This window comes from Bradyrhizobium sp. SZCCT0231, assembly GCF_018130245.1.
In the GTDB taxonomy this organism is placed as follows: Bacteria; Pseudomonadota; Alphaproteobacteria; order Rhizobiales; family Xanthobacteraceae; genus Bradyrhizobium; species Bradyrhizobium japonicum_F.
On sequence record NZ_JAFCKP010000001.1, the window covers coordinates 689,550 to 704,315 of the forward strand.

The window sequence follows — 14,766 nt, forward strand, 5'->3', positions numbered from 1 at the left end:
GGGGAGTGACCCGGCGGCCTGTTACTTCTTCTTCTGCAGAACGCTCTGCGGATTGAGGTTGCCGATGCGGCCGCTCTCCGAGCCCGCGGCCGGATCGATCACCGCGTTGATCAGCGTCGGCTTGCCGGACTTCATCGCCTCGTTGACGGCGCGCTTGAGCTCGTCGGGCGAGGTCGCATTCACGCCGACGCCGCCAAAGGCTTCCATCATCTTGTCGTAACGTGCGCCCTTGACGAACACGGTGGTGGCCGGATCGGAGTTGGCGCCGTTGACGTCGGTGCCGCGATAGATGCCGTCATTGTTGAAGATGACGACGCAGATCGGAAGGTTGTAGCGGCAGATGGTCTCGACCTCCATGCCGGAGAAGCCGAACGCCGAGTCGCCTTCCACCGCGAGCACGGGATGACCGGTCTCGAGCGCAGCGGCGATCGCCTGGCCCATGCCGATGCCCATCACGCCCCAGGTGCCGACGTCGAGACGCTTGCGCGGGCGGTACATGTCGATGACGCCGCGGGCGAGGTCGAGCGTGTTGGCGCCCTCGTTGACGAGGATCGCCTCGGGGTGCTCCTTGATGACGTTCTTCAAGACGCCGAGCGCGCCGTGATAATCCATCGGCGATTTGTTGTTCATGAGCTTCGGCGCCATCTTGGCGACGTTCTCTTCGCGCTTGGTCGACACCGCCTTGGTCCATTCGGCCGGCGGGGCGGTCCAGCCTGAGCCCATCGCCTGGTTGAAGGCGGAGACGACCGAGCCGATGTCGCCGACGACGGGCGCGACGATCTCGACGTTGGAGTCCATCTCCTTCGGCTCGATGTCGACCTGGATGAACTTCTTCGGCGCTTCGCCCCAGCTCTTGCCCTTGCCGTGCGACAGCAGCCAGTTCAGCCGCGCGCCGATCAGCATGACGACGTCGGACTCCTTCAGCACCGTCGAGCGGGCCGCGCCGGCGCACTGCGGATGGGTGTCGGGCAGGAGGCCCTTGGCCATGCTCATGGGCAGGAACGGCACGCCGCTCTTCTCGACGAAGCTCTTGATCTCTTCATCCGCCTGGGCGTAGGCCGCGCCCTTGCCGAGGATGATGAGCGGACGCTTGGCGCTCTTCAGCACGTCGAGCGCGCGCTTCACCGAAGCGGGCGAGGGGATCTGCGCCGGCGCAGCATCGATCACCTTGACCAGCGACTTCCGGCCGGCCTCGGCGTTCATGACCTGGCCGAACAGTTTTGCCGGCAGGTCGAGATAGACGCCGCCCGGACGGCCCGAGACCGCGGCGCGGATGGCGCGGGCAAAGCCGATGCCGATGTCCTGGGCGTGCAGCACGCGATAGGCGGCCTTGCACAGCGGCTTTGCGATCGCGAGCTGGTCCATTTCCTCGTAGTCGCCCTGCTGCAGGTCGACGATCTCGCGCTCGGAGGAGCCCGAGACCAGGATCATCGGATAGCAGTTGGTGGTGGCGTGGGCGAGGGCGGTGAGACCATTGAGGAAGCCGGGCGCCGACACCGTGAGGCAGACGCCGGGCTTCCTGGTGAGATACCCGGCGATGCCAGCGGCGTAGCCGGCGTTCTGCTCGTGGCGGAACGAGATCACGCGAATGCCGGCGGCCTGCGCCATGCGGCCCAAATCCGTGATCGGGATGCCCGGCACATTATAAATGGTGTTGATGCCGTTCAGCTTGAGCGCGTCGATGACGAGATGGAAGCCATCCGTCAGTTCCTGCTCGGTGCCCGGTGCTTCGGACTTGGTCGCGGTATTCAGCATGGGCCTTGTCTCCCTGGTCTCAAGGTGCCGTTTTAGGCTTTTGGGGGCGAATGGTTCGCCCTTCTGGTGAACGTTGCTTAAGTGAACAGTTCCTGGCCGTGCGCTTCGACGTAAGCGGCAAGGCCGAGGGTGTGATCGCGGGCGCGCTTCTCGGCAAGCTCGGTGTCGCGCGCTTCAAGCGCTTCGATGATGCCGAGATGCTCGGGCAGCGAGGTTGCGGTGCGATCCTTGCGTCCGATGGTCAGCTGGCGATAGCCGCGCACGTGCAAGAGGAGGTCGTTGGTGAGATCGACCAGCACGGGGGATTCCGACAGCGAGATCAGCGCCTGGTGGAACGCGATGTTGGCCTTGGAGTATTCCTCCACATGATCCTCGGGCAGGTGGTCCTTGCCGAAATCCTTGAAGAAGTCGCGCAGCGCGGTGATGTCCTTCTTGCGCGCGGTGGTGGTGATGAGGCGGGCGGCCATGCTCTCCAGCGCCGCCCAGGCGCGGATCATGTCGACGATCTCGCTCTTGGTCCTGCGCACCACCATGATGCCGCGGCGCGGCACCGTCTTCACGAATCCGTCCTGCTCGAGCATCGCGATGGCTTCGCGGATCGGCGTGCGGCTGACACCCAGACGTTCGGACAGCGCGCGCTCGTCGAGCATCACCGGCTCGGGCGTCGAGTAGATGTCCATCTTGAGGATGGCTTCCTTCAAGGCGTCATACGCCTTGTTCTTGAAGCTGCTCTCCGGGGCAATACGAACGATTGCGATGTCTGCCTCGGCCATGTTCGGCAACGCCTTGGTTGGTTTCCGTTGTGACACGACGAATCTCCTCCAGTAGGGAGTCGTCTTTTACAGGAATATTAACGGGAAAGTTTTTGGCATACCACATGCCAGAATGTCAAGCTGCCTATTTTTTGCGGCGTTCTAAGGTACGCCGCGGCTTGACAAGTTGGCTTCTGGCATACCAAATGCCATCGCCAGCCATTTTTGATCCAAGCCGGCGGAGTAATCTCAGGCTTTATGCCACTCCGCCCCGCCGCATGGAACAGAGCGCGGCGAATGGCAAGCATCACGGGCAGCCGCTAACCACGCGCGCGCTTTGAAAAGAACGAACTGAGGTCAAGGGAGAAGCCACATGTCCAATTCCAAAGATGCCGTCCGCAAGGTGCTTGACCAGGTCAGGGCGGACAACCGCACCAGCCTGACGGCTCCGGAAGGCAAGCTGGTCTGCGACGCCTACGGTATTCCGGTCCCGAAGGAGGGCGTGGCCAAGTCGGCGGGCGAGGCCGGCAAGATGGCGTCGTCCATGGGCTTCCCGGTCGTGATGAAGATCGTTTCGCCGGACATTCTCCACAAGACCGAAGCCGGCGGCGTCATCGTCGGCCTCAAGACGACTGAAGAGGCCGAGAAGGCCTACGAGACCATTCTCGGCAACGCCAAGAAATATAAGTCCGATGCCAAGATCGAGGGTGTGCAGGTGCAGCAGATGCTGGCCGGCGGCACCGAGGTCATCGTCGGCTCGATCACCGACGGCTCGTTCGGCAAGCTGGTCGCCTTCGGCCTCGGCGGCGTGCTGGTCGAAGTCTTGAAGGACATCACCTTCCGCCTCGCGCCTGCCACGAAGGAAGACGCGCTTTCGATGCTCGATGGCATTCAGGCGCATGAGATCCTGAAGGGCGTGCGCGGCGGCGAGCCGGTGAACCGCAACGCTCTCGCCGACGTCATCGTCAAGGTCTCGCAGCTCGTCACCGATTTTCCTGAGATCGTCGAACTCGACCTCAATCCTGTGTTCGCGACGCCGAAGGGCGCGACTGCCGCCGACGTGCGCATCGTCGTCGACTTCGCCTACAAGCCGAAGCCCAAGCCGCGTCCGACCGAAGAGATCGTCGCGGCGATGAACCGCATCATGCAGCCGAAGGCGGTCGCCGTGATCGGCGCTTCCGCGGAGGATGGCAAGATCGGCAATTCCGTGATGAAGAACCTCATCAACGGCGGCTACAAGGGTGAGATCATTCCGATCCATCCCAAGGCCGCCGAGATCCTCGGCTACAAGGCCTATAAGAGCGTCAAGGACGTGCCCGGCGTGATCGACGTCGCGGTGTTTGCGATCCCGGCAAAATTCGTCGCCGGCGCGCTTACTGAATGCGGCGAGAAGAAAATTCCGGGCGCGGTGCTGATTCCCTCGGGCTTCGCTGAAGCCGGCGCGCCGGAGCTGCAGGCCGAGATCGTCGAGGTCGGCAAGAAGTACGACATCCGCCTGATGGGGCCGAACATCTACGGCTTCTATTATACGCCTGCGAATCTCTGCGCGACCTTCTGCACCGCCTATGACGTCAAGGGCCACGCGGCGCTGTCGTCGCAGTCGGGCGGCATCGGCATGGCCATCATCGGTTTCTCGCGCTCGGCCAAGATGGGCGTCTCGGCGATCGTCGGCCTCGGCAACAAGTCCGACATCGACGAGGATGATCTGCTCGCCTTCTTCGAGCAGGACCCGAACACCAATTTGATCGCGCAGCACTGCGAAGACCTCAAGGACGGCCGCGCCTTCGCGGAAGCCGCGAAGCGCGTGTCCAAGAAGAAGCCGGTCGTCGTGCTCAAGGCCGGCCGCACCTCGGCCGGTGCGAAGGCTGCGTCCTCGCACACCGGCGCGCTCGCCGGCAACGACCGCATCTACGAGGACGTGTTCAAGCAGTCCGGCGTGATCCGCGCCCGCAGCTTGCGCCAGCTGCTCGAATTCGCCCGCGGCGTGCCGGTACTGCCGACGCCGAAGGGCGAGAACGTGCTGATCATCACCGGTGCCGGCGGCTCGGGCGTGCTGCTGTCGGACTCCTGCGTCGACAACGGCCTGTCGCTGATGTCGATGCCGCCGGATCTCGATGCGGCCTTCCGCAAGTTCATCCCACCGTTCGGTGCGGCCGGAAATCCTGTGGATATCACCGGCGGCGAGCCGCCGATCACCTACGTCAACACCGTGAAGCTCGGCCTGTCGGACGAGCGCATCCACGCTCTGATCCTCGGCTACTGGCACACCATCGTCACCCCGCCGATGGTGTTCGCCCGCAACATGGTCGAGGTGAAGAAGGAGATGGAAGCCAAGGGCTTCGTGAAGCCGATGGTCGCGTCTCTCGCCGGCGACGTCGAGGTCGAGGAAGCCGCCGAATATCTCTACCAGAACGGCATCCCGGCCTATGCTTATTCGACCGAGCTGCCGGTCGAGGTCCTCGGCGCCAAGTACAAGTGGGCGCGCGGGGCAGGGCTGCTCTGAGCCTGCGTTCGCCTCTCCCCGCACGCGGGGAGAGGCCGGAATTCCGGGTGAGGGGGACTCTCCGCGAGTCCATCTCTCACCGTCTTTGTGGAGATAGCCCCTCACCCCAGCCCTCTCAGCGCGAGCGAAGCTCGTTGCGGCCCCGTAAGAACGGGGAGAGGGAGAAGAGGCGGCTCGCGTCTTGTCTGATTGGCAAATGCAGGTCGCGATGAACAAGAACGTGATCCGGCGCAAATCGCTCGAAGTCCGGTCGCCATTGGAGACCGAGCACGAGGCGCGTGATGGCGGCGTGCAATCCGTCGACCGCGCGCTGTCGATCATCGAGACGCTGGCCGAAGACGACGAAGGTTATCGTCTCAGCGATCTCGCGATCCGCACCGGTCTGTCGGCCTCCACCGTGCACCGACTGCTCGCAACCCTCGAAAGTCGCCGCTTCGTGCAGTTCGACCGTGGCGAATCCAAATGGCATGTCGGCGTGCGCAGCTTCACGGTCGGCGCCAGCTTTGCGCGGCGGCGCAATTTCTCCGCGCAGGCGATTCCATACTTGCGCAAGCTGCGGGATCTCACCCGCGAGACGGCCAATCTCGCCGTCGTCGACGATGAGTTCATCATCGTGCTGACCCGTATGGAAAGCCGCGAGATCATGCGCTCGCTGACCAAGGTCGGCGGCCGCGTCCCCATGGTGACCTCCGGCGTCGGCAAAGCGGTGCTCGCAACCTATTCGGACGAGGACGTCGGCGCCGTCATCCGCCATCACGGCATGCCCCGCCTGACCGAGAAGTCGATCGTGCGGCCGAGTGACCTGTTCAAGGAACTCGAAAGGATCCGCAAGCAGGGCTTTGCGGTCGACAATGAGGAGGCGCAGATCGGCCTGCGCTGCGTGGCTGCCGTGGTATACAACGCACTCGCCGAACCGCTTGCCGCGATCTCCGTATCCGGCATGACCAGCCGCGTCACCGACGAACGTTTGCCGGAGATCGGGCAAATCGTCCGGGATGTTGCTGCCGAACTGACGGCCGCGCTTGGCGGGGTGATCCCGGCGCCCCGCTAACCGAAGACTCTGAGGGGGATCTCACTGGACAGCATCGGCCGTTTTGGTTGATATGCGACCAAACGACACAATGCGGCAAACGTCCGCATGAGCCTGGAGATGCCCCCATGTTCCGATTTCCCGTGCGCCTTGTCGGCGCAGCCGTCGCGCTGACCCTGGCGGCAGCCAATCCGACCTTTGCCCAACAGCTTGAGCTCAAGCTGATGGCGCCGGCGGCCCCGGGCGGGGGATGGGACCAGACGGCGCGCTCGATGCAGCAGGCGCTGGTGGCTTCGGGCGTCGCCCGCAGCGTGCAGGTCACCAACGTTCCCGGTGCAGGCGGCAGCGTCGGCATCGCGCAGTTCGTCAACGGCGCCAAGGGCGACGGCAACCAGATGATGGTCAATGGCTTCGTCATGGTCGGCGCGCTCGCCATGAACAAGTCGCCGGTGACGCTGGAGCAGGTGACGCCGATCGCGCGCCTCACCGAGGAAATCCAGGTGATCGTGGTTCCCGCGAATTCGCCGATCAAGAATGCGCAGGATCTGGCCGCCGCGGTGAAGGCGGATATCGCCAAGGTCACCTTTGCCGGCGGCTCGGCCGGCGGCGTCGACCATGTGATGGCGGCCTTGTTCGCCGGCGCCGTCGGCGCCGATGCGAAGAAGATCAACTACATCCCGTTCTCCGGCGGCGGCGAGTCGCTGGCGGCGATCCTCGGCGGCAAGGTCACCGCGGGCATTTCGGGGCTGAGCGAATATGAAGGGCAGATCAAGTCCGGCAAGCTGCGCGCGATCGGCGTGACCTCGGAGAAGCGCATCGCAGGCAGCGACATCCCGACTTTCAAGGAGCAGGGCATCGACCTCGTGATCGCCAACTGGCGCTCGGTGGTCGCGCCTCCCGGCATCACGCCGGAGCAGCGCAAGACCTTGAGTGATGCGGTCGAGAAGATGGTGAAGTCTGACGCTTGGAAGGAGATCCTCAAGCAGAAGGGCTGGGAGGACGCCTATCTCGGCGGCGAGGCCTTCGCCGACTTCCTGAAGAAGGAAACCGTGCGGGTCACTGACGTGCTGAAATCGGTCGGCCTGGTCAAGTCATGACCTCAGGCGATCCCGTCCAGCCGCCGCGGCGCGTCGACCGCGCCGGCCTCGTCATCGCTGCATTGCTCGCAGGTCTCGCCGTGGTGCTGGTCTGGGATGCGCGCGGCCTGCCATCCACCGCGATGTACGGGATGGGGCCCGAGGCGATGCCGGTCGTGGTCGCGTCCGGCCTTGCGCTGCTTGCGATCGGCAATTTCATCGACGCGTTGCGCGGTAACCTGCCGGTGCGCGAGAGTTCCGATCCCGTGCCGGTGGTCTTGATCCTCATTGGCCTTGCGCTTCTGATCGCCATCATCGGCTTCGGCGGCGGCTTCATCCTGGCGACCTCGGCGCTGTTCGTGACGACGTCGGCGGCGTTCGGACGCCGCGCCATCCTTGTCGATTCCATCATCGCCCTCGTGATGTCGACCCTCATCTATCTCGCGTTCGACCGGTTGTTGACGCTGAGCCTGCCTGCGGGCCCGCTGGAGCGATTGCTGTGATGGATACCTTTGCCGCGCTGGCGCATGGCATGGCGGTCGCCGTCCAGCCGATGAACCTGCTTTACGCGCTGATCGGCGTGTTCCTCGGCACGGCTGTGGGCGTGCTGCCCGGCATCGGCCCCGCCTTGACGGTCGCGCTGCTGCTGCCTGTCACTTACAAGCTCGATCCCGGCGGCTCGCTGATCATGTTCGCCGGCATCTATTATGGCGGCATGTATGGCGGCTCGACCACCGCGATCCTCATCAACACGCCCGGCGAGAGCGCCTCGATGGCGACGGCGCTCGAGGGCAACAAGATGGCCAAGGCCGGCCGCGGCGGGCCGGCGCTTGCGACATCCGCGATCGGCTCCTTCGTCGCCGGCACCATCGCCACCATCGGGCTGGCGTTCCTCGCACCATGGCTCGTCGATTTCGCCGTGCGCTTCGGCCCCGAGGATTATTTCGCGCTGATGTGCGTTGCCTTCGTCACGGTGTCGGCGACCTTCGGCGATTCCCCGGTCCGCGGCCTGACCAGCCTGTTCATCGGCCTGACGCTCGGCCTCGTCGGCATCGACAAGCTGACGGGGCAGGCGCGGCTTGCGTTCGGCGTCCCTGAATTGCTCGACGGCGTCGAGGTGACGACGCTTGCGGTCGGCCTGTTCGCGGTCGGCGAGGCGCTCTATGTCGCATCGCGACGCCACCACACCGAGGAGAAACTCGAGCCGGTGCGCGGCTCGCTGTGGATGACCAAGGAGGACTGGAAGCGGTCTTGGAAGCCGTGGCTGCGCGGCACCATGTTCGGCTTTCCGATCGGCGCACTGCCCGCAGGCGGTGCTGAGATTCCGACCTTCCTGTCCTATTCGACCGAGAAGCGGCTGACGAAGCATCCCGAAGAATTCGGCAAGGGCGCGATCGAAGGTGTCGCCGGACCGGAAGCGGCCAACAACGCGTCGGCCGCCGGCACGCTGGTGCCGCTCTTGACGCTGGGATTGCCGACCTCGGCGACCGCCGCGATGATGCTGGCGGGCTTCCAGCAATACGGCCTCAACCCGGGGCCGCTGCTGTTCGCCGAGCGGCCTGACCTCGTGTGGGGTCTGATCGCAAGCCTGTTCATCGCCAACATGATGCTGCTGGTGCTCAACCTGCCGCTGGTCGGCCTGTGGGTGCGGCTGCTCGCGATTCCGCAGCCGTGGCTCTATGCCGGCATCCTCGTGTTCGCGACCATGGGCACCATCGCGGCAAAGCCGTCGGTGGTCGAATTGTCGATGCTGGCCGGTTTCGGCGTGCTCGGCTTCCTGATGCGCCGGTTCGACTTCCCGATCGCGCCGGTCGTGGTCGGCCTGATCCTCGGCCCGATCGCCGAGAGCCAGCTCCGCCGCGCGCTCGCGATCAGCCTCGGCGATCCCATGGCGCTGCTGCAGAGCCCGATCTCGGCGACGCTGCTCGGCGTCGCGCTGATCGCGCTGCTGGCGCCCTTCGTCTTGAAGGGTCTCGGCCGGTTCAAGGCGAACGAGGATTAGATGTTTCGACGCACGCATGTTCTAATGCTGCGTCCATCCCGTGGGGAACGCCATGCCGTCGGAAATTCGCTCGCCCCGTCTCGCCGTCCTAATCGACGCTGACAATACGTCGGCGAAGATCGCAGATGGGCTGTTCGAGGAAATTGCAAAAATCGGCGAGGCCAGCGTTCGCCGCATCTACGGCGATTTCTCCAATGCCCGTTCGAAGGGCTGGGCCGACATTTTGGCGAAGCACGCCATCATCCCGCAGCAGCAATTCGCCTATACGACCGGCAAGAATGCGTCCGACATCACGCTCGTGATCGACGCGATGGATCTGCTGCACAGTGGCCGCTTCAATGGCTTCTGCCTGGTCTCGTCGGACAGCGACTTCACCCGGCTCGCCGCGCGCATCCGCGAGCACGGCATCGACGTGTTCGGGTTTGGCGAGCAGAAGACGCCGGAGAGTTTTCGGCAGGCCTGCCGGAAGTTCGTCTACACCGAAAATTTGCGCGGCGGCGTGGTGAATAATCGGGATGCCGCGTCCCCGCCGCGCTCGCTGCAGCCGCCGGAGGCCGCGACCTCAATCATCAAGAACGTCATCAGCCAGACAGAAAGCGAAGACGGTTGGGTCGAGCTTGGCGTCGTTGGAAAGCAGGTGACCAACCTGGCATCGGATTTCGATCCGCGGACCTACGGCTCACGAAAGTTGATCGACCTGGTGCGCAAGACCAACGCCTTCGACCTCGACCAGTCGAAGGGATCGGTGCGGATACGTGTCAAGCCCGTGACGGTGGCCGCGCCGGCGCCGAAACGGCGTTCCCGGCGAAAGCCCGAGGAAGCCAAGAGCTGATCGCGAGCAGATCGTCCTGCGCATCGCACAAACCCGCTTTGGCCCGAACAGGGGCCGGCCACGCTGCCCGATGTGTAAGCAAGGGTGCCGTTTTATTTTGATCTTGCCCCTCGCACGCGCGGGGCGCAACCATCGCTGGGCTGTCCCTGGTTTCGCGAGAGCCCCCGATGACCAAACTCACTCGTTTCTCGGTTGCGCCGCTGCACAGCATGACGCGGCACCTCGCTGATGTTGCGTCGGCCCGCGGCGCGCCTGATCTCGTCATATCAGGCGCGCGGGTGCTCTCGACCTATTCGGAGCGCATCCAGTCGAACCGCGAGGTCTGGATTACCGGAGGCCGCATAGCGGCGGTCAAGCCGGCAGGCGCAGCGAAAAAAGCTTGGCCCAACGTGCCGCTTTACGACGCCGCCGGCGGCATCATCGCGCCGGGCCTCGTCGATCCGCACATCCATATCGAATCCTCGATGGTGACGGCCTGCGCCTATGCCGAGGCCGCGCTGCTCAACGGCACCACGACGATCTTTTGTGACAGCCACGAGATCGGCAATGTGATGGACGTCGCCGGCGTCGAGGCGATGCTGGAAGATGCGCGCGAGGCGCCGCTCTCGATCTTCCTGACGGTGCCGTCGACCGTCCCTGCGACTTCGGCGGAGCTCGAGACGGCGGGCGGCGACCTCACGCCGGACAAGATCGCCGGCCTATTCGACCGCTGGCCCGAAGCGGTGGCGCTCGGTGAGAAGATGGACTTTGTGCCTGTGACAATGGGCGACGAGCGCAGCCACGCGATCCTCGCCGCCGCCTTGAAGCGGGGACGGCCGGTATCCGGCCATGTCTACGGCCGCGAATTCGTCGCGGCCTATGCGGCGAGCGGCGTCACCGACACGCATGAGGCGATCGACCGCGACATCGCCGACGATCTGCTCGACGCCGGCGTCTGGGTGTTCCTGCGCGGCGGTCCGCCGACGACGCCCTGGCATTCGCTGCCGCAGGCCATCCGGACGATCACCGAGCTCGGGGCCTCGCATAAGCGCACGGCCGTGTGCACCGATGACCGCGACGCCGACGATCTGCTGCTGTTCGGGCTCGACTGGGTGGTGCGGGAGGCGGTGAAGGCGGGGATGTCGCCGGAGCAGGCCTGGTCGATGGGCTCGCTGCACGGCGCCACGCGCTTCGGGATGGACGGCGATATCGGCGGGCTCGGTGGCGGTCGCCGCGCCGATCTCGTGCTGATGGACGATCAGCTCAAGCCGCGATGCACCTGGTATGGCGGCGAGCTCGTGGTCGAGCACGGCAAGATCACTGAGAGCCTCGATCAGGCGCTGTCGCAGCGCTATCAATATCCGAAGGCGGCCTATGCGACGGTGAAGCTGCCGGAGAAGCTGAAGTTGACGCCGGAGCTGCCCGCGAAGGCCTGCACCGTCAACGCGATCAAGACCGCGCTGCCCGGCATCACGCTGATCCACGAGAAAGTGGCGATCGAACCCGCAAAAGACTGGCCGTCGCTGTTTGCACGTTACGGCCTCTGCTTCGTCGCGGTGGTCGAGCGTCACGGCAAGTCGGCGGGCAATGTCGCCCATGGCCTTCTCAAGGATTTCGGCCTGAAGCGCGGCGCGGTTGCCTCCAGCGTGGGGCATGACAGCCACAACATCATCGTCGCGGGCACCAACGAGGACGACATGCAGGTCGCCATCGCTGCGATCAAGGAGCAGCAAGGCGGCGTCTGCGTCGTCGCCGACGGCAAGGTGAGGGCGCTGGTTCAGCTGCCGATCGCCGGGCTCCTGTCCGACAAGCGCGTCACGGAGGTGGCCGAGGAGGTCAAGGTCCTGAAGAAAGAATGGGCCGAAGCCGGCTGCACCATCCCCTACATGGGCTTTAATTTGATTCCCCTATCGGTCATTCCGGAAATTCGCATTACCGACAAGGGACTCGTGCTGGTGCCGCAGATGGAATTGGCGCCGCTGTTCGAGTGATCCCTCTCTCACGCATTCCGCGATCTAACCGATTGAGAACGGCGCGGTTTTTCTACGGCTGCCGCATCGTGGAAAATAAAATCGATCTCGTTGAGATCGGCTTCTGCGCATTCGATGATCTCGCTCGCTGACGCAATTTGAGCGAGGTCCGATATGGCGAAGATGCGAGCCGTCGATGCAGCCGTTCGTATCCTGGAGAAGGAGGGCATCTCGACCGCCTTCGGTGTTCCCGGGGCTGCGATCAATCCGCTTTACTCGGCACTGAAGAAGCGCGGCTCGATCCGCCACATCCTGGCCCGCCATGTCGAGGGTGCCTCGCACATGGCCGAGGGCTATACCCGGGCGAAGGCCGGCAATATCGGCGTCTGCATCGGCACCTCAGGGCCGGCCGGCACCGACATGATCACCGGGCTCTATTCGGCGATCGCCGATTCCATTCCGATCCTCTGCATCACCGGTCAGGCGCCGCGCGCGCGGCTCTACAAGGAAGACTTCCAGGCCGTCGACATCGAGTCGATCGCAAAGCCCGTGACGAAATGGGCGGTGACGGTGCGTGAGCCTGCGCTGGTGCCGCGTGTGTTCAGCCAGGCCTTTCATGTGATGCGCTCGGGCCGGCCGGGGCCGGTGTTGATCGACATGCCCCTCGACGTGCAGCTCGCCGAGATCGAGTTCGACGACGAGACCTATGAGCCGTTGCCGGTCTACAAGCCTGCCGCGACCCGCAAGCAGGTCGAGAAGGCGCTGGAGATGCTCAATTCCGCCGAACGGCCGCTGATCGTCGCGGGCGGCGGCATCATCAATGCCGACGCATCCGACCTGCTGGTCGAGTTCGCCGAGATCGCCAACGTGCCCGTGGTGCCGACGCTGATGGGATGGGGCGCGATCCCCGACGATCACGTGCTGATGGCCGGCATGGTGGGCCTGCAGACCAGCCATCGCTACGGCAATGCCACGCTGCTGGAATCCGACTTCGTGCTCGGCATCGGCAACCGCTGGGCCAACCGCCATACCGGCTCGGTCGAGACCTACACCAAGGGCCGCAAATTCGTTCACGTGGACATCGAGCCGACCCAGATCGGGCGCGTGTTCAATCCCGATCTCGGCATCGTCTCGGACGCCAGGGCCGCGCTGGAGCTGTTCGTCACCGTCGCTAGGGAGTGGCGCCGGTCAGGCAGGCTTCGCGAGCGCCAGGCGTGGCCCGCGGCCTGTCGCGACCGCAAGAAGACGATGCTGCGCAAGAGCCATTTCGACAACGTCCCGATCAAGCCGCAGCGCGTCTATGAGGAGATGAACAAGGCGTTCGGCCGCGACACGACTTATGTCACCGTCATCGGACTGTCGCAGATCGCCGGCGCGCAGTTCCTGGGCGTCTACAAGCCGCGCAACTGGATCAACGCGGGGCAGGCGGGTCCGCTCGGCTGGACGCTGCCCGCTGCTCTCGGCGTGCGCGCGGCATGTCCGGATCGGGAGATCGTCGCGTTGTCGGGCGACTACGACTTTCAGTTCCTGATCGAGGAGCTCGCGGTCGGCGCGCAGTTCAATCTGCCCTACATCCACGTCGTCGTAAACAATTCCTATCTCGGCCTGATCCGCCAGGCCCAGCGCGGCTTCGACATGGACTATCACGTCCAGCTCTCTTTCGAGAACATCAACGCGCCCGAGATCGGCGCCTACGGCGTCGACCATGTCGCGGTCGCCGAAGGCCTCGGCTGCAAGGCGATCCGCGTCACCCGCCCTGAGGACACCCAGGCGGCCTTCGCCACCGCGCGCGAATTGATGGCAAAGCACCGCGTGCCCGTGGTGGTCGAGTTCATTCTCGAACGCGTCACCAACATCGCGATGGGCACCGAGATCGACAACATCGTCGAGTTCGAGGAGGTTCTGGATCTTCCGCTCGACGAAGTCGGCACCACGCGCGCGTTGCAGCCGGCGGAATAGGGGAGAGCATCATGCCGAAATTTGCCGCCAACCTCACCATGCTCTTCAACGAGATGCCGTTCCTCGACCGCTTTGCCGCGGCGAAAGCGGCGGGTTTTGCCGGGGTCGAATATCTCTTCCCCTATGATTTCGACAAGGCGCCGCTGCGCGAGCAGCTCGAGGCCCACGGCCTGACGCAGGTGCTGCATAATCTCCCCGCAGGCAATTGGGCAGCGGGCGAGCGCGGCATCGCGATCCTGCCAGACCGCACCGCCGAATTCCGCGACGGCGTATTCCGCGCGATCGACTATGCCAAGGCGCTCGATTGCGAGCAGCTCAATTGCCTCGTCGGCATCGCTCCTGTCGACGCCGATCCGCGCGAGCTTCAAGAGACCCTGGTCGGAAACTTGCGCTTCGCGGCCTCGACGCTGGCGCGGGAGAACATCAAGCTGCTGGTCGAGCCCATCAATACGCTCGACATTCCCGGCTTCTATCTGAGCGGCACCGAGCAGGCGGTGCTGCTGATCTCGGAGGTGCGCTCGAACAACCTCTTCATCCAGTACGACATCTATCACATGCAGATCATGGAGGGCGATCTCGCCCGCACCATGCAGGAATATCTGCCCCAGATCGCCCACATCCAGCTCGCCGACAATCCCGGCCGCCACGAGCCCGGCACCGGCGAGATCAACTATCCCTTCCTGTTCCGCCACCTCGACGCGATCGGCTATCGCGGCTGGATCGGCTGCGAATACAAGCCGCGCACAACGACGCTGGAAGGCCTCTCCTGGCACGCGGCGCAGACGTTCGAGACGTGAGATTTAGGGCCAGATGCGGCCGCGATGACGGTGCGCTCCCTCTCCCGCTTGCGGGAGAGGGTGTTCTCCGCGATGGGATCCTTGCGGAAGAAATCCCAACGTGGAGAGAAC

Annotated in this window: 11 protein-coding genes; 9 read left to right on the forward strand and 2 right to left on the reverse strand. The window is 64.5% G+C overall.

Features of this window, described 5'->3' with window-relative positions; genetic code table 11:
* Positions 1-21: 21 nt before the first annotated feature.
* Entirely contained in the window at positions 22-1,755 is a 1,734-nt protein-coding gene (gene oxc, locus JQ566_RS03075; protein WP_212369776.1) for an oxalyl-CoA decarboxylase, read from the reverse strand.
* Between the two features lie 77 nt (positions 1,756-1,832).
* The gene (locus JQ566_RS03080) at positions 1,833-2,528 is read right to left on the reverse strand and encodes a GntR family transcriptional regulator (protein WP_212371462.1); all 696 of its coding nucleotides are present in this window, start codon (positions 2,526-2,528) and stop codon (positions 1,833-1,835) included.
* Between the two features lie 352 nt (positions 2,529-2,880).
* On the opposite strand from JQ566_RS03080, the gene JQ566_RS03085 reads away from it, so the two are divergent.
* The 9 genes from JQ566_RS03085 to hyi all read left to right on the forward strand — a co-directional run bounded on the left by JQ566_RS03085 (position 2,881) and on the right by hyi (position 14,655).
* Complete coding sequence (locus JQ566_RS03085; protein WP_212369779.1) at positions 2,881-5,010, forward strand: acetate--CoA ligase family protein; 2,130 nt, start codon at positions 2,881-2,883, stop codon at positions 5,008-5,010.
* Between the two features lie 208 nt (positions 5,011-5,218).
* A complete protein-coding gene (locus JQ566_RS03090) occupies positions 5,219-6,061 on the forward strand; it encodes an IclR family transcriptional regulator (protein WP_212371463.1) in 843 nt (280 codons plus the stop codon).
* A 107-nt stretch (positions 6,062-6,168) separates the two neighbouring features.
* Positions 6,169-7,137, forward strand: a complete 969-nt coding sequence (locus tag JQ566_RS03095) for a Bug family tripartite tricarboxylate transporter substrate binding protein (protein ID WP_212369782.1) — start codon at positions 6,169-6,171, stop codon at positions 7,135-7,137.
* Complete coding sequence (locus tag JQ566_RS03100) at positions 7,134-7,619, forward strand: tripartite tricarboxylate transporter TctB family protein (protein ID WP_212369785.1); 486 nt, start codon at positions 7,134-7,136, stop codon at positions 7,617-7,619. The genes JQ566_RS03095 and JQ566_RS03100 overlap by 4 nt, the downstream gene beginning before the upstream one ends.
* Positions 7,619-9,118, forward strand: a complete 1,500-nt coding sequence (locus JQ566_RS03105; RefSeq protein WP_212369788.1) for a tripartite tricarboxylate transporter permease — start codon at positions 7,619-7,621, stop codon at positions 9,116-9,118. The genes JQ566_RS03100 and JQ566_RS03105 overlap by 1 nt, the downstream gene beginning before the upstream one ends.
* 52 nt (positions 9,119-9,170) lie before the next feature.
* Positions 9,171-9,950 (forward strand): NYN domain-containing protein, encoded by a 780-nt coding sequence (locus JQ566_RS03110; RefSeq protein ID WP_212369791.1) that lies wholly within the window; start codon positions 9,171-9,173, stop codon positions 9,948-9,950.
* A gap of 167 nt (positions 9,951-10,117) precedes the next feature.
* A complete protein-coding gene (locus JQ566_RS03115; protein ID WP_212369797.1) occupies positions 10,118-11,920 on the forward strand; it encodes an adenine deaminase C-terminal domain-containing protein in 1,803 nt (600 codons plus the stop codon).
* Positions 11,921-12,073: 153 nt separating this feature from the next.
* Positions 12,074-13,858 carry a glyoxylate carboligase gene (gcl, locus tag JQ566_RS03120; protein WP_212369800.1) on the forward strand — a complete coding sequence of 595 codons (1,785 nt, stop codon included), beginning with the start codon at positions 12,074-12,076 and terminating at the stop codon, positions 13,856-13,858.
* An 11-nt stretch (positions 13,859-13,869) separates the two neighbouring features.
* The gene (hyi, locus tag JQ566_RS03125; protein ID WP_212369803.1) at positions 13,870-14,655 is read left to right on the forward strand and encodes a hydroxypyruvate isomerase; all 786 of its coding nucleotides are present in this window, start codon (positions 13,870-13,872) and stop codon (positions 14,653-14,655) included.
* Positions 14,656-14,766 lie beyond the last annotated feature (111 nt).